Source organism: Streptomyces kaniharaensis, from assembly GCF_009569385.1.
In the GTDB taxonomy this organism is placed as follows: Bacteria; Actinomycetota; Actinomycetes; order Streptomycetales; family Streptomycetaceae; genus Kitasatospora; species Kitasatospora kaniharaensis.
On the sequence record NZ_WBOF01000002.1, the window covers coordinates 660,642 to 676,215 of the forward strand.

A 15,574-nucleotide genomic window follows, 5' to 3' on the forward strand; every position below is an offset into this window, starting at 1 on the left:
GGAACCCCATGAACTGGGGCGACTGTGTGAGCGACGCGGCGAGCGACGTCGGCATGAGCGTCGTGCAGACCATCGTCGACTCGTGCTGCGCCATGGCGGGAAAGGTGGCTGCAGCAGTCACCACCTGGTGGATCAGTGTGCCCACCGCCAACATCCTGGCGGACAGTCAGGGCAACGGACCGATCGTGTGGGTGTGGCAGCACACCATGTGGCTCTCGGCCTGGATCGCGGTGATGGCCATCCTTGTCTCAGCGGGTCGGCTGGCGATCCAGCGCCGGGCCGAACCCGCCATCGACGTCGCCAAGGGCATCTTCGCCATGTCCTTCGTCGGGGCCGGAGCCCTCGCGGCGGTCGGCGTCCTCACCACGGCCGGCGACGATTTCTCCGAGTGGATCGTCTACAAGGCCGCCGACGGGGACTTCGGTGCGGCGGTGATCGAGTGGCTGAAAGTCTCAGCTCAAAGCCAGGGCGGCCCGATGCTCGCCCTGATCCTCGCCCTGCTCGCCACTCTGGCGTGCCTGGCCCAGGTCGCCTTGATGCTCGTGCGCACCGCCATGCTCATCCTGCTGTGCGGCACGCTGCCGCTGACCGCCGCGGCGGCCACCACGCCGTCCGGCCGCCAGACCTTCCAGAAGGCGGTTTCCTGGCTGATCGCGTTCGTCATGTACAAGCCGGTGGCCGCGATCATCTATGCCACCGCCTTCCGTATGATCGCCGCGCTCAAGACGAGCAAGGGCACCGACGGGCTGGTCACCTCGGTGTCCGGCATCGTGCTGATGCTGCTGTCGGTGGTCGCCCTTCCGGCGCTGATGCGCTTCGTCACCCCGGTGGTCGGCGCCGCCGGCGGCGGGGGCGGCGGCGGGGGCGGCGTGGCCGCGATGGGAGCGATCGCTGGCGGCGCGAAGGCTGTCAGCAGCCAGAAGAGCGGCGCCGGCGGGGGCGGCGGGGGCGGCGGCGGCCGCAGCCGTGTTGGAGGCCCGGATAGCGGATCCGGCTCCGACCCCCGGGGCTCCAAGTCCGTGCCGTCCCAGGGCAATCCGGCCCAAGGCGCTCCGAAGGCCGGCGCTCAGGGTGCTCAGGGCGTCAGCCAAGGGACCCAGGCAGCAGGCAAGGCAGGCGCGGCGGGAGCGGCGAAGGCGCATCCGGTGGCCGCCGCGGCCGAGGTCGCGCAGAAGACTCACTCGGCGATCAAGCAGAGCACCGAGAACACGGCGAACGCGGGACAGCACAACGGGGGCCCCAGTGGCAGCAGTTGATATCGGACGGCCCAGGACCTACGGGAACTGGCGCAAGCCCCGGTCTCCCGGCATCGGGGGCCTGGGCATGGCCGGCACGATGGTCATGATGGCCGGGATGATCTTCGTGGTCATCTGCATGGCCATCGACTTCTTCTTGGCCATCGGTGCCGGCATCTTCGTGGGGCTCTGCCTGCTACCACTGTTGCTCAAAGACAAGTTCGGCCGCAATGGCCTGCAAAGGGGGACTGCGCGCGTGGCGTGGTGGCGTGGAAAGAGCGCGGGCAAGCACATCTACCGGTCGGGCGTCCTCGGCCGCACTCCGTACGGGACCTGCCAGCTCCCGGGGCTCGCGGCGGCCTCTTCGCTCGCGCAGTTCCACGATGCCCACAACCGCCCCTTCGCGATGGTGAGCTTGCCTTCGCTCAACCACCACACCGTGGTGATCAGTTGTGACGCCGACGGCGCCTCGCTGGTCGACACCGACCAGGTCGACACCTGGGTGGCGCACTGGGGGCACTGGCTGGCCTCGCTGGCCCACGAGCCGGGGCTGGTGGCGGCGTCGGTGACGGTCGAGGCCGCTCCCGACCCGGGAAGCCGGCTCAGCGCGGAAGTCCACGGGCACCTCCACCCGGAGGCCCCGCCACTGGCCCGGCAGGTGCTGGAGCAGATCGTCGACAACTACCCAGCCGGGTCCGCGCTGCTCACCACACAGATCGCCCTGACGTTCTCCGGCGCGGCCCGCGGCAGCGCGCCACGCCGGGACGTCGACCAGATGGCCGAGGAGATCGGCGCACGGCTTCCCGGCCTGACCTCGGGCCTGGCCATGACGGGCGCCGGCGCAGCCCGTCCGATGACCGCCGGCGACCTCGCCGAAACCGTCCGGGTCGCCTACGACCCGAGCGTTGCGGCCCTGGTCGCCGAAGGGCGTACGGCCGGCGGCACCGGCATCACGTGGGACGACGCGGGCCCGGTCGCGACGGAGGAGTTCTGGTCGCACTACCGGCACGACGGGGCGTGGTCGAAGGTCTGGTTCATGGGAGAGGCCCCCCGGGGCGAGGTGTTCTCCAACGTGCTCACCTCCCTGCTCCTTCCGCACCCCGACGTGACGCGCAAGCGCGTGTCCCTCCTGTACCGCCCGCACGACCCCGCGTCCGCCGCGCGGATCGTCGAGAACGACCGCAAGGACGCGATGTTCCAGGCCCAGCAGGCGGCCGTCGCCGCCGCCCGGGACTCGGTGGCCGTCCGCGCCGCCGAACAGGCCGCTCAGGAGGAGGCCACCGGCGCCGGTCTGGTCCGTTTCGGCATGATCGTCACCGCGACGGTCATGGACCGCAACGACCTGCCGAAGGCGGACGCGGTGGTCGAGAACCTCTCCACCCCCTCCCGGATCCAGCTGCGCCCCGCGCTCGGCTCCCAGGCCTCCGCGTTCGCCGCGGGGCTGCCGATCGGGATCGTCCTGCCCAACCACCTGCGGGTGCCGCAGGCCATCCGGGAGGCGATGTGAGCAAGAAGCCGAAGACGCCCGCGCCCGCCAGGCCGCGCAAGCCCGGGATGCGCGGCTGGCCCGGCTGGGGCGCCGGCTCGGTCGGTTACGTCGAGGCACCGGCCGAATGGCGCGGCACGACCGTGCAGGTGTGCGGGCTGTGGCCGTTCGTCGCCGGCTCGGGCACCCCGATGGTGGGCGTGCCGATCGGGCGCAACACCATCACCGGCGCCTCGCTGTGCTGCGACCCGATCAGCTGGTTCACCCGCGCCAACCTGATCCTCAACCCCAGCGAGTTCGTCCTCGGACGGCCCGGTCTGGGCAAGAGCACGATCGTGCGCCGCCAGGCGCTGGGACTGGCGGCGTTCGGCACGCACCCGATGGTGTTCGGCGACCTCAAGCCCGACTACGTCGACCTGATCGAGGCATTGGGCGGCCAGGTCATCAGCCTCGGGCGCGGGCGCGGCTATCTCAACGCGCTCGACCCGGGCGCGGCTGCCGGGGCTGCCCAGCGCCTGACCGGTGACCGGCGCCGCGCGGTGCTGGCGGACATCCACGGGCGGCGGCTGAACACGGTGTCCGCGCTGCTGACGATCCTGCGCGGCGAGCCTCCGACGGACCGCGAGGAGACGCTGGTCTCCGGCGCGCTCACCGTCCTCGACGAGCGGCACCAGGGGGTGCCGGTACTCGCCGACCTGCTTCAGGTGATCAAGGACGCCCCCGAGGCCCTGCGACACCTGGCGCTGGACCGCGGCAATCTCGGCCGCTACCGGGACATCACCGAGGGCCTGGAGTCGTCGCTGACCGCGCTGCTGGGCGGCGGGCGGCTGGGTGACATGTTCGCGCGGCCCACCAGCGTGCCGATGGAGGTCGACCGGCCGGTCGTGTTCGACGTGTCGGCGATCGACGACAGCGAGGCTCTGCTGCAGGCTGCCGCGCTGCTGACGTGCTGGAGTTACGGGTTCGGCACCATCTCCGCGGTGCAGGCGCTCGCCGACGCGGGCCTCGCCCCCCAGCGCCACTACTTCGTGATCATGGACGAGCTGTGGCGGGTGCTGCGCGCCGGGCGTGGCCTCGTCGACCGGGTCGACGCGCTGACCCGGCTCAACCGGCAGCGCGGTGTGGGAACCGCGATGATCACCCACACCATGAGCGACCTGCTCGCCCTGCCGACGGAGGAAGACCGGATGAAGGCCAAGGGCTTCGTGGAACGAGCCGGCATGGTCATCACGGGTGGCCTGCCCGAGGCGGAGATGCCGCAGCTGACGCAGGTGGTCGGGATGAGCCGCGCCGAACAGGAGATGGTCGTGGGCTGGTCCAGCCCGCCGGCCTGGGACTCCTCGGCGAACCGCGAGGGCGCTCCGCCCGGACGCGGCAAGTTCCTCGTCAAGGTCGGCGGCCGGCCGGGCATCCCGGTCTCCGTCGAGCTCACCGAGGCGGAGCTGAGCATCAACGACACCAACCGGCGCTGGGCGGCGGCCCGATGACGGCCACCGAGGGGCGCCGGGGCCCGGTCTCCGAGGCCGGGCCGTTCCTCGCGCTCGGAGCGATGCTGCTGGTCGTGGTGAGCGCGGTCGGCGCCTGGCTGGCCGCGATGGGCGGGGCAAGCCTGGCGGCGCGTCCGGCGCCGCCGGCCAACCCGTTCGCCTTCGTCATCGGCCTGTTCAGCGGTTCCTACCACTGGCCGGGCGGGTACGCGACCGCGATCGCGGTGGCGGAGGCGGTCGTCATCCTCCTGATCGCCACGCTCGCCTCCTGGCAGGTGGGCCGCAAGCGCAACCGGCCGAAGGTCGACCGGGCCGGGCGGCACCTGGGGCGGGGCAACGACCTGGCGCCCGTCAACCGGCGCGGCGCGGCCGCGACGGCGGCACGGCTCGGCACGAAGTCGGACCTGCCCGGGGTGTTCATCGGCCGCTCGATCCCCGGCGGCCAGGAGCTGTTCGGCAGCTGGGAAGACATGCACGTCGACATCTGGGGGCCGCGTACCGGCAAGACGACCCGGCGCGCGATCCCCGCGATCTGCGACGCGCCCGGCGCGGTGCTCGCGACCTCCAACAAGCGCGACATCGTCGACGCCACCCGGGGCGTGCGCGACACCAAGGGCAAGGTGTGGGTGTTCGACCCGCAGAACCGCGCGGGCGAGCAGCCCACCTGGTGGTGGAACCCGCTCAGCTACGTCACCTCAGTGGCGAACGCACGCAAGATGGCGGCGCACTTCGCCAGCGGCTCCTCCGACGCCGGCGCGAAGACCGACGCCTACTTCACCCCGGCCGGCCAGGACCTGCTCGCGTACCTGATGCTCGCGGCCGCCGTCGACAACAAGCCGATCACCCAGGTCTACACCTGGCTGACCCGGCCCAAGGACGACACCGCGGAGCGGATCCTGCGGCAGGCCGGGCACCACATGCCGGCCGACTCACTGAACGGTGTGATCACGGCGCCGGAGAAGCAGCGCGGGGGTATCTACGGAACGGCCATGCAGATGGCCTCATGCCTGGTGAACCCAGCGGTACACCCGTGGATCACCCCGGGGCGCGGCCCGGCACGGCCGGAGTTCAGCCCAGCGGACTTCGCCGTGAGCAGCGACACGCTGTACTCGCTGTCCCGTGAGGGCAAGGACAGTGCCGGCCCGCTGGTGACCGCGTTGACCGTCGCGGTGGTCGAGGCGGCTGAGGAAGCGGCGACGACCATGCCTGGCGGGCGCCTGACGGTGCCCATCGTCGGGGTGCTGGACGAGGCCGCCAACGTGTGCCGGTGGGCGGACCTGCCGGACCTGTACTCGCACTACGGCTCGCGCGGCATCATCCTGATGACGATCCTGCAGTCCTGGGACCAGGGTGTGGAGGTCTGGGGCGAGAAGGGCATGGGCAAGCTCTGGTCGAGCGCCAACCGCCGCGTGTACGGCGGTGGTGTGTCCGACGCCAAGTTCCTCGGCGACCTGAGCACGCTGGCCGGCGAGTACGAGGTCGACACGTATTCGGCGTCGTACGGCGGTAACCAGGGCGGTGGGCTGTTCGGGAGCCGCTCGACCAGCCACAGCACGCGTCGCGAGCGCGTGCTGGACGTCTCCGACCTCGCGGCGATGCCGCCGGGGCGGGCACTCGTGCTGGCGTCGGGTGCGCCGCCTGCGCTGGTGGAGACCGTGCCGTGGTGGGAGACCAGGCACGCCGAGGCGGTCAAGGCCTCGCTGGCCACGTACGACCCGGGGGCCCGCTCGTGAGCGATGACGACTTCGACCTGTGGGACGACGAGGACACGGACGAGGACGCGTCGGCGGAGCCGGTGTTCGGGACCGTCGAGGAGTTCGTCGTCGACTACCTCGCCCCGATGGTGGCCAGGCGCCTCAACGGGGTGACGCTCACCTGGTGCCCGGACTGGTGGATGCATGCCGAGGCGATCTCCCGGCTGAACGCGATGTGGCGGGCGTGGGAGAACCTGCGCCTGGATCCTGCGCTGGGGATGTCCACGTGGTGGATCCACCACGCCGACCCGCAGTTGCACGTGCTGCTGGACCCAGACAACGGCCCGTTCAGTGCCTGCTCGCCGGTCGAAGGGCACTCCGAGCATCCGCCGGCGCCCTTGCCGACTAACCCGGCGGACCCGCGGATGTGGCTCGGCACGGCATTCAGCAGTACGGCCGTTGCTGAGCAGGCGCTGGAGGACTGACAACGCTCCCTATGGCGGTGGGTTCTGAGACGAGGTCGTCTCAGAACCCACCGCCGTTGTCCGTTCAGCGTCCCTGGTCGCTGCCCAGGTCGCGGCCGCGGCCCTTGGCAGGGGCGCTCGGGGTGGCCGCCGGCGTCGCGGACGTCTTCCCGAGGCCCTCGTTGACGCGCTTGGCACCGTCGTGCGCCGCCACCTTGGCCGCGCTCCCGCCGCGGCCCACCTTCGCCAACTGCCGGTCGGCATTGGTCTTGAGGGCCTTCTTGGACGGTCCCCGGCGCACGGGTGACGGGGCCTGGCGCGCCGGAGCAGGGCGTGCAGCGGCCGGTGCAGGCGCCGGCGCATCAGTCGCGGGCCCCGCGGCCTCGGCGGCCGGGGCACTGGGCGCGGCCGGCGGCGTGGTGGACCAGGACGCCCATTGCGGGTCGTCGCCCCACTGGCTCTGATAGCCCTGGACGACCTGCTCCTTGGTCACGCCAGGGGGCAGGGCAGCCGGGTCGCTCGGCTCACTCGCCGCCAGGCGGTCGGCCTGGGCCTCGACGACGCCCGCGGCGCCACGGTCGATCTCAGCCGACCCCCGCAGGACCTCCGCCTTCGCCGCCAGGCTGTTGATCTCCACCTCGGCGATTTCGTCTTTGGGCTTCCCGTCGACCATGAGTCCCGCGATCTGGGCCTCTTTCCGCAGAGCGGCGTCGAGTTTCTCCCCCGCCCGGCGATTGAGTTCCAGCGCTTTCTTGCGGACCTCCTCGGGCTCCCCAGGCTCCTTGACATCGACCATGCTCTCCAGCGCCGCTGCCGCGTCAGCCCGGTTGACGTCCTCATCCAGCTCCAGGCCGTAGTAGCCGACGAGCTTCTCGTTCATCGCGTCGAGCGCCTGATCCCGGGCCGCCCCGTGCGACCAGTGGTTGACCTCACTCCAGAGCCCTGCGGCCTCGGCCGGGGACACCTCGGCTATCAAGCCCTGGTCCAGCCGTGCCCGCAGCGACGCGCCGCGGTAGACCAGAGCCGGGTCCTCACCACGCTGCTCAGCCTCGACGGCCTCCCGGTCCAGGTTCAGGGCGGCCTGGTACCGGCGCTCGCGCAGGACCGACTGCTGAAGGGTGTCGACCTGCCGGTCGTGCTCGCCCTCGGGCAGCTCGGCCGGATCCGCGTCCGCCAGGCGATCCCGCGCCTCCTGCCACTTCTCCGCCCGCTCCCCGGCCCGCCGGTGTTCGGCGCTCATCGCGTGGAGGACCTCCTGGGGGCTGGCCTCCTCCTCACGCGCGGCCACCCGGCGCTGGCGCTCTTCCTCGGCTTTGAGGAGCTCCGGAACGCGCTGCGCCTCCACCACGGCCAGCGGCTCCTTACCGCCGACCGGGCCGCCTGTGTTCTCGTAGACACGGATGACCACGTTGTCGCCGAGCGGCTCGCCGTCCGTTCCAGCGACCCACTGCTGGTGAGCGTGGGCGGCGACGAGGTCCGGTTCTTCCCAGTCGTGTCCGCGGATCTCGCCAGTGGCCAGCTGGGTGTCCGTCGACGGGTCCTCGATGACGTACAGGTAGCTGGCCTGGCCGCTCTCGGCCGCCGCTTCCCGGCCCGCCTCCGCCTTCTCCTGCAGGTTCGGGTCGGACAGGGCGATGGCGCGCGACAGGTCCTGGACCGGCAGCATGTCGTCCGGGATGCGCACCCCGTACTTCTCGTGAATCTTCTCCCGCATGTGGTGCAGCGCGGCGGCGGCCTGCGGATCGGATCCGCCCCATTCATAAGCCGTCTGCCAGGCCCGACCGAGCGGGCGCATCCCCTCAGGCGTCGGTTCCAGGTTGTCCCAGAACCGGTCGTCGTAGGGGGCGCGCAGCCATGGCTCTGCGGCGGCGCGTTCGCGCCACTGCTTCTCGGCCGCCGCTTCCTGCTCGCGCTCCCACCGCTGGCGACGCTCCCGCGCGTTGTTCTCGGCGGCGATGGTGGCCATGGTCAGAAGCAGCTTGACCAGCGCATCGGCGCTGGTGGTGACAGCCATCTCGACTTCGCGGCTGTGGACCCGCATCTCTGGGTCGTCAAACACGTCGTTCCCCTCTCTTCGTGCCGCGCCGCGCGGCACGGTGTCTCAACGGGCAGTTGTCGTCAGATTTCTGCACCGCTCCCCCGGACCTGCGTGGGCGTCTGCGGAGCCGGCTGGTCCGGCTGACGTGGTGTTGTCTTGGGTCCGGCCACGTTGGCGATCGGCTTCATACCCCGGGCGGCGAGGTCGATCTGGCCGGAGTTGCGAGCCTGCGCGCTCGCCACAGCGGGCGCGGCCGGAGCTGCCTGCGGGGTGTCGCCCCGGCCCTTGGCCGCGTAGTTACCCGCGCTGGTCGCGAACGTCGTGAGCAGCTTATGGGCAACTCGGTCAGTCTCGAATGTGCGAGCCAGCTTCGACGTTGCCTTGGAGACCACCTCGGCGGTGTCCCGGGCGACTCCCCCGAAGAACTCCCTCCAGCGCCTGTCCTTGGAGACCTCCGGGTAGCGATCCCCGGCGGCTTCCTTGAGCGCCTTCTGGATCCGGCCGGGACCGGCCCAGACGTTGGCCACCTGCGCCCAGGACTCGGACCTTCCGTAGTGCTGCGCCATGTACGCACGGACCCGTTCAAAGGCTCCCTTGGCCGCCTGCGCGTGGTTCACCTCTTCCGGTGCGGGCTTGAACATGGCTGGGACGTCGTCATCGTCGAGCCCGAGTTGAGCACGCATCTTCGCGATGGACGCGCTGTGAGCATCAAACTCCCTGGCCACGCTGTCCGCCGCTTCGGGTGACAGGATCTCAGAGATGTACCTGCGGGCCGGGCCGAAGGAGTTCTGCAGGTCATCGTGAACCAGCGAACCGAAGTCGGGGGCCGGCTTCTCCGGCTCCTCCAGGTCAGGTATGTCCTCCGCCGCCTCAGCTGGGGGTTCCTCGACCGGAATGTCGGGCCTCGCGACCGCTTCGGCGACGACGCGCTCCTCTTCCTTGGCTTGCTCTCTGGGCAGTTCGGTCGTCGCGGCGGCCACATCTGCTCCTTCTGGCTGGGCCGCTCTGTCAGCGGATATAGGCGATGGCTCATCGTCAGAGAGTCCGTCATCGAAGAGGGCGGGTTCCTCCCATCCGGTCCCGGGAGTGAGGGGTCCCGCTGTACTCGTCTCGATTGCCATGGTGGTTCCCTCCCTGGACGGTGCCGCTTCCTGCGGCGCTGGTGCTGGGGTCTCGTCTTTGGCAGTGGTGCCTGAGGACTCGTCGGCAGCGTCGCTGCTGCCTTGGACAACGTGATCGGGCGGCTCGTTGCGCCCGGTCGTCTGCGATTCGGGGGCCGGTGCCGTGTCCGTGGGCTCGGCTTCTGCTGCGGCGCCGGCCATCGTGGGCTTCGCGGACTCGGCTTCCTCGGCGGCGGTCCGCTGTACCGCGTGCTCATCGTCGATCTGGCGTTCCAGGTCGGCCGCTTCGGCTTGCAGGGCGGCGAGTTCCGCCTCGGATTCCTGGGACGCGTGCCCTCCCGCGTGCTGGAGTTGCTCGGACCGCTCGGCGATCTTCTCGTTGAGGATGACCAGCCGCCCCAGCAGCCGTTCTTCACGTTCCAGGGAGCGGGCGTGCTCGCGGTAGGGGTTGTCGGCCTTGTCCTGGAGCTTGCCCACGAGTTCATCGCGCCGTGCCCGGCGCAGTTCCACCTCGGCGGCAAGCTTCTTCGTGTCGTCGCCGAGTCTGGCGATGAAGGCTTCCAGGGACTGGACGGCCCCTCGCCCAGTCGCGGTGGTGACCTTCTGGGCGTGCCAGACACCGCGGTCTTCACGGTGGCCGAGCGGCACGACGTGGCCCCAGGGGAAGCGGAGCTTGAGCAGGCGGTTGGCGTTGCGGTCGTAGGCGATCTCGGCGTGGAAGGCGTGGCCGCCCATGGTGCCGAGCGGGATCTGACGGCCTCGGGGGAGAGTGGTGTCCCTGGCGATGGCTTCAAGATGGGCGCCGAGCGCATGGGCGGCTTTGTCCCGCTCGTGGTGGGCCTGGTCGCCGAGGGTCATGGCGAAAGCGTCGCCAGCGGTGGGAGTGGTCTTGGGCAGGGCGGAACGCATCGCTGCGAGGGCGGTATCGGCCTCATCGAGAAAGGCGGTGAGGTCCTGGATCTCACGGGCCTGTCGGTCGTGCGCGCGGTCCCAGGAGCGGGAGAGGCTCTGCATCCGGGCGCGTTCGGCCGTCGCCTCGACGTGCTGGAGGATCGTCGGGTCGCCGGAGGCTAGTGCGTTGAGCAGTCCGAGGTTCATGGCCTCGTCGCCGATGTCCTCGATCTCGCGGATGTTGAAGCTGCGGCGCTGGACCTGCGCGATGAACCGGGCTTTGCGGGCGAGCGCGTTCAGGCGGAACTCGTCGAAGGTGCCGGCGGTGAGGTAGTAGAAGACCCGGACGTCATCGGGTGTGCCCGGAATCTCGGGCATGTGCAGGTTGCCCTGCCGTTCCAGCCGTCCGTCGCGCTGGGCCATGTCGGCCGGCCGCCAAGGGTAGGAGACGTGATGTAGGGCGATGGCGCGGCTCTGGACGTTGGTGCCGGTGCCCATCTTCTGGGTGCTGCCGATCAGGACGGCGACCTTGCCGGAACGGCAGTCCGCAAAGAGCCGTTCCTTCTTGGCGTCCGTATTGGCCTCGTGAATGAACCGGATGCTCTCCCGGGGCATGCCGGCGGCGGCGAGTTTGTCTCGCAGGTCCGCGTACAGGTCGACGGCGTGCTCAGCGCTGCTGCCCGGGGTGCCCTCGTCGAGGAAGACCAACTGCAAGGCTCCGGGCAGCGGCTGGGCGGTCGGGTCCTTGCTGGAGACCGGGTAGACGTTGTCCTTGTTCGCCAACCAGACCTGGTGGACCTGCTCGGCGACGTCCTGCAGTTTGCTGCCCTGTTCCTCCTCACCTCCGACCAACCGCATATCGAGGGACGCGCGCAGGCCGAGCCCGAGGGCCTTGAGGACTCCCCCGGGCTCGCTGATCCACGGCTGATTCTTGAGCGAGGTGAGGAACTCCCGCTGCGCACGGGTGGTGTCGACGACGATGCTCTCGCCGCGCTGGTTGTCCTTGCCGGAACGGATCGCCGGGACGGGCAGATTGAGGTCTTCCGCCATCTGGACATCGGCGAACGTATGGTAAACCCGCATCATCTCCGGGACGTTGAAGAACCGGGAGAAGCGGGCCTTGAAGCGGTATCCCCCGCCCTTGGGATCGGGTTCGAGTGCCGAGACGACCTCTCCGAACGTTGCCGCCCAGTTGTCGAAGGCCTCCAAACCCATCGATTCGAGAAGCTCAGGGGCGAGGTAGCGCATCAGGACGTACGCCTCGGTGACGCTGTTGGCCACGGGCGTGCCGGTGGCCAGGGTGGCGACCCGCCCGGTGGTGCTCTTCTCCCGAAGCATGTCGAGCACCATGTGCAGCTTGGTGGCCTTGGCCGACCCCTCGATGGCGGCGCCGGGGATCGCGGAAACCGTCCTGAGGTTCTTGAACTCGTGAGCCTCGTCCAGAAAGACGTAGTCGATGCCGGTGTCCTCCAGGAACACGCCCGTGCCCTGGGTCTTGTCGATCTCGGCTTTGAGCCTGGCCTCCGCGTTGGCGATGGAGTTTTCGATCTGCTTGACGGTGCGGTCGCTCAGCCCGGCCCCGACGGCGGCATCCAGCTGGCCCCGGAGATTGCCGATCTCTCGGTCCATGTAGCCCTGGATCGTCTCGGGCCGCAGCGGCACCCGCGTGAACGCCTCATGGGTGAGGATCACCGCGTCCCAGTCGCCGCCGGCGATCCTGGCCATGAACTTGGCCCGCTTGCTGGCTCCGAGGTCACTGGCGCTGATCGCCAGCAGCTTGGCGTTCGGATAGAGCTGGCGGAACTCCCCCGTCCACTGCTTGAGCATGTGGTTGGGGACCACGATGCACGGCTTGGTCGCCATTCCGGTTCGGCGCAGCTCCATCGCACCGGCAGCCATGGTCGCGGTCTTGCCGGCGCCGACCACATGGGCGAGCAAGTTGGTTGGCTGGGACAGGATCTGACGGATCGCCTGATTCTGGTGCGGCCTCATCACCCAGTCGCTGACAGCCCCCGGCAATGTGAGCGGCTCAGCACTGTGCTCGGGCAGCACCAGGTTGTTGAACTGGTCGTTGTAGATCCGCGTGAGCCGGACGCTGCGCTGCTCGTCGTTCCATATCCAGTCGTCGAAGGCGTCGCGCAGATGAGTGACCTTCTCGGCGGCTTCCGCGGTCGCGTCCTCGTCGACGTGGACGTTGCCGTCGCGGTCGCGCCAGGTGACTTTGATGGCCGAGTCGGTCTGCCGGAGCATCGCCTCGAACAGGGCTCCGGCTGAGCGCTTCTCGGTACCCCACTGCGAAGTCGCGGCGTCGCCGTGCTGAGCGCCCTTGACCTCCCAGGTGGTGCCGCCGACGTAGAGGACCTCGGCATCGGGCATGCCAAGGTCGCGCAGGAACTGGGTGTAGACATCGACCGGGATCCACGGGGCACCGACCTTGGCCTTGATCTCGGCGGGGCTCAGGTCGTCCGGCTGCACCTGCTGAAGCGCCACGACGTTGACCTCGTACGCCGGGTCGCTGGCGGCGGACTCCTGAGCCTGCTGGAGCTTGGTGCGGACGTTGCCGGACAGATAGCGCGTGCGCGGTTCCCACGCTCCGTCCTGGGCCGGGTCGCGGAAGGCCAGCGGGCCGAGCTGGCGTTCGGCCTCGGCTTCGTCGACGCCGAGCAGCTGGGCCACCCGGCTCAGGTGCAGGACGCCGCCGTCGTGTTCCAGGGCCAGTGCGAGGGCATCCTCCGGGTCCTGGGCCCGCTCGGGCAAGACGCGGGGTTCCAGGACGCGCTGGGTGAGGACCTTCTGCTCGGTGGCGGTCTTGGTGTCGTCGTCCCACGTCTCCAGTCCGAACAGCAGGCTGGCGTCCGGGTCGTCTGCGATCAGCGCGTAGGCGGTCGGCCACTTCCAAGCGTCCGGGACGGCGGTGAGCCCCTGGGCCTCGGCACGTTCCCGGGCCTCCTTGGGGGTGAAAGTACGGGTCTGACGGGGCTTGGCCAGCGAAGGGCTGCTCTTCCGGTACGCCCCGTAGGCCTCGCGCAGCTGGGTGCGTCTGGCGGCGAGCTCCGGGGTCTCTCCAGCAGCGTCGGTGGCGGCCTCGGCCGCGTACAACCCGAGGACCTGCTGCTTGAGCACGATCAGCTGGACAAGGCGGTCGTATTGGTCGGGGTGGACGTCCAGGGGCACCATGCGCCCGGCCTCGACGATCGTCGGGCGGCCGGCTTCGTCCAAGCCGAGCGAGCCCTCCGCCGCTCCCGCCGGGGCGATGGCCAAGGCGCGGCTCTGCTCACCTGCCGTCGCGGTGGCACCGCGGCCGTTCTCGAAGGCTTCGCGGGCGATGTCCTGGGCGACTTCGCTAAGACGCTGGGAGGCGTCGAGGCCAGAGCCGTCGACCGTCAACTCCGGGCCGAACTGACCGAGCCGGGCGCGGAGTCCACCGAGAACATGGCCAGGGTTGTCCTCGAAGTAGGCATTGCAGCGCACGGGCTCCGAGTGGCCAGGGAGAACCTGTTCCTGCGCGTGAAGCCACCGGTCGCTGCCCCGGCGCTCCCCACGCTCACGGCGGCGTAGGAAGAGGACGTCCGTGACGACATCGGTGCCGGCGGCTGCCTGGTGGGCACCTGCGGGCAGGCGGACCGCACCGATGAGGTCGCCGAGTTCGTACATCCGCTCGCGCGCTGCGGAGTCCTTGGCGTCGAGGGTGTAGCGCGAGGTGATCAAGGCGACCACGCCACCGGGCCGGGTGGCGGCGAGCGACTTGAGGACGAACAGGTCGTGGATGGAGAGGGCGCGGTCCTTGTTGTGGACGGGGTCGTAGGGCTGGTAGCGACCGAAGGGGACGTTACCGACGACGGCGTCGAAGCTCGCCTCGGGCAGCCGGACGTCTTCGAGGCCAGCCGTGATGATTTGGGCGTCCGGGTACAGGTGGCGGGAGATCGCGGCGGTGACCGGATCGAGTTCAACGCCGGTCATCCGGATCTGGTGGCTGGTGTCCTGCGGGGCCGCGCTGATGAAGTTGCCGGAGCCGGAGCCGGGTTCGAGGACGGAGCCGCCATCGAAGCCCATCGTCCGCATGGCGCCCCAGATCGTGTCGACCAGGGCAGCATCGGTGTAGTGCGCGTTGAGGGTGTTGTGACGGGCGGCGTTCCACTCGGTATCGCTGAGGTGCGCCCTGATCTTGAAACGCAGACTGTCGAGGGCATCCCAGCGCGCGGCTGCCCGATCGTACGAGGCGTCGTCCTGGAAGGCGGGGCGCTGGGGTCGGGGTTCGAAGATGCGCGGCAGGGCGCCCCAGCCCGACCACCGCGCGAGCACGCTCTGCTCGTCCTCGGTGGCGGGCCTGCCCTCTTCTTCTAGGAGCCGCAGTTTCTCCAGCACCGCAAGGTTGGCCGCCGCGCGCTCCGCCTCACTGCGCGGAGCGAGGTCGTTCTGACCCGCGGCGCGGAACCGTGGGGCGGCTACATCTCCCGATGTTCCGTTCCCGGCTCCTTGGGGAGCCAGATCTCCTGCCCGTACACCAGCTCCTGCGCCTGCGCCCGCACCGACGCCCTGGCCAGGGCGCGCTGTTCCAGCGGCAGCTTCAGCAGCAGATCGTCCGTCAGCTCCCCGATCTGCTCCATCACGCGCAGCCCCAGGCCGTAGAAGTATTCCTCCTGCTCCTGCGGACTGCCCAGCTGCGCCAGCGCCTGGGGCCGGTATGTGCTCCAGTACTCCTTGGCCAGCCGGCCGTGTCGGTTCAGCTGCGGCATCGGTGGTCTCCCCCGTAGGTGCGCTGTCGGGATCCTGGTCGCTGGCAGGGTACGGCGCGTTCCTGGCCTTCAGCGTTTGCGCCATTGCGCCATCCCCCATGACGTCCGTTGATCTTGAGATCGTGCCACAGGATGCCGAAGGTCAGCCTGTTGTTTCCAGGGGTTGCGATGGCGAGCGTACTGCCGATTTTCCGCGGAAAATCGGCAGCCACCCTGTCTACCCCGAGCCCGCACACCGTCTGCCCGCCTGCCGTGGGACCTGGACGGTCCGGCAGGCGGGGAGCAGGCGTCACACCGGCGCCGGAATTTTCCGCGGAAAATCCGGGCGCCTCACGACGGGCGCCCCGACCCGTCGGGTGACGGCCGCCGGCGCCGGCTCACGTGTGCAGAATTTTCCGCGGAAAATCCGAGCGGCCATCAGC

General features: G+C 70.0%; 8 protein-coding genes. 5 read left to right on the forward strand and 3 right to left on the reverse strand.

Annotation, left to right across the window (positions count from 1 at the left end):
* Nucleotides 1-8: 8 nt before the first annotated feature.
* The 5 genes from F7Q99_RS30705 to F7Q99_RS30725 are packed head-to-tail and all read left to right on the forward strand — an operon-like array spanning nucleotide 9 to nucleotide 6,387.
* Nucleotides 9-1,256, forward strand: a complete 1,248-nt coding sequence (locus F7Q99_RS30705) for a hypothetical protein (protein WP_153467279.1) — start codon at nucleotides 9-11, stop codon at nucleotides 1,254-1,256.
* On the forward strand, nucleotides 1,243-2,742 hold the full coding sequence (locus F7Q99_RS30710; protein ID WP_326847350.1) for an SCO6880 family protein: 1,500 nt from the start codon (nucleotides 1,243-1,245) through the stop codon (nucleotides 2,740-2,742). Before F7Q99_RS30705 ends, F7Q99_RS30710 begins: the two co-directional genes overlap by 14 nt.
* Nucleotides 2,739-4,208 (forward strand): ATP/GTP-binding protein, encoded by a 1,470-nt coding sequence (locus F7Q99_RS30715; protein WP_326847351.1) that lies wholly within the window; start codon nucleotides 2,739-2,741, stop codon nucleotides 4,206-4,208. The genes F7Q99_RS30710 and F7Q99_RS30715 overlap by 4 nt, the downstream gene beginning before the upstream one ends.
* Entirely contained in the window at nucleotides 4,205-5,941 is a 1,737-nt protein-coding gene (locus tag F7Q99_RS30720; protein ID WP_153467285.1) for a type IV secretory system conjugative DNA transfer family protein, read from the forward strand. Before F7Q99_RS30715 ends, F7Q99_RS30720 begins: the two co-directional genes overlap by 4 nt.
* Nucleotides 5,938-6,387 (forward strand): DUF4913 domain-containing protein, encoded by a 450-nt coding sequence (locus tag F7Q99_RS30725; protein ID WP_326847352.1) that lies wholly within the window; start codon nucleotides 5,938-5,940, stop codon nucleotides 6,385-6,387. The genes F7Q99_RS30720 and F7Q99_RS30725 overlap by 4 nt, the downstream gene beginning before the upstream one ends.
* A gap of 64 nt (nucleotides 6,388-6,451) precedes the next feature.
* On the opposite strand, the gene F7Q99_RS30730 is transcribed toward F7Q99_RS30725, so the two are convergent.
* The 3 genes from F7Q99_RS30730 to F7Q99_RS30740 all read right to left on the reverse strand — a co-directional run bounded on the left by F7Q99_RS30730 (nucleotide 6,452) and on the right by F7Q99_RS30740 (nucleotide 15,152).
* Nucleotides 6,452-8,425, reverse strand: coding sequence for a hypothetical protein (locus F7Q99_RS30730; protein ID WP_153467288.1), 1,974 nt, complete (start codon nucleotides 8,423-8,425; stop codon nucleotides 6,452-6,454).
* A gap of 59 nt (nucleotides 8,426-8,484) precedes the next feature.
* Nucleotides 8,485-14,781, reverse strand: a complete 6,297-nt coding sequence (locus F7Q99_RS42800; RefSeq protein ID WP_153467291.1) for an SNF2-related protein — start codon at nucleotides 14,779-14,781, stop codon at nucleotides 8,485-8,487.
* An 80-nt stretch (nucleotides 14,782-14,861) separates the two neighbouring features.
* On the reverse strand, nucleotides 14,862-15,152 hold the full coding sequence (locus tag F7Q99_RS30740; RefSeq protein ID WP_153467294.1) for a hypothetical protein: 291 nt from the start codon (nucleotides 15,150-15,152) through the stop codon (nucleotides 14,862-14,864).
* Nucleotides 15,153-15,574 lie beyond the last annotated feature (422 nt).

What these genes read in the sequence shown, in the direction of transcription:
- F7Q99_RS30705 (WP_153467279.1), top strand. Translation starts at nt 9, where the DNA reads ATGAACTGGGGCGACTGTGTGAGCGACGCGGCGAGCGACGTCGGCATG.
- F7Q99_RS30720 (WP_153467285.1), top strand. Translation starts at nt 4,205, where the DNA reads ATGACGGCCACCGAGGGGCGCCGGGGCCCGGTCTCCGAGGCCGGGCCG.
- F7Q99_RS30740 (WP_153467294.1), bottom strand. Translation starts at nt 15,152, where the DNA reads ATGCCGCAGCTGAACCGACACGGCCGGCTGGCCAAGGAGTACTGGAGC.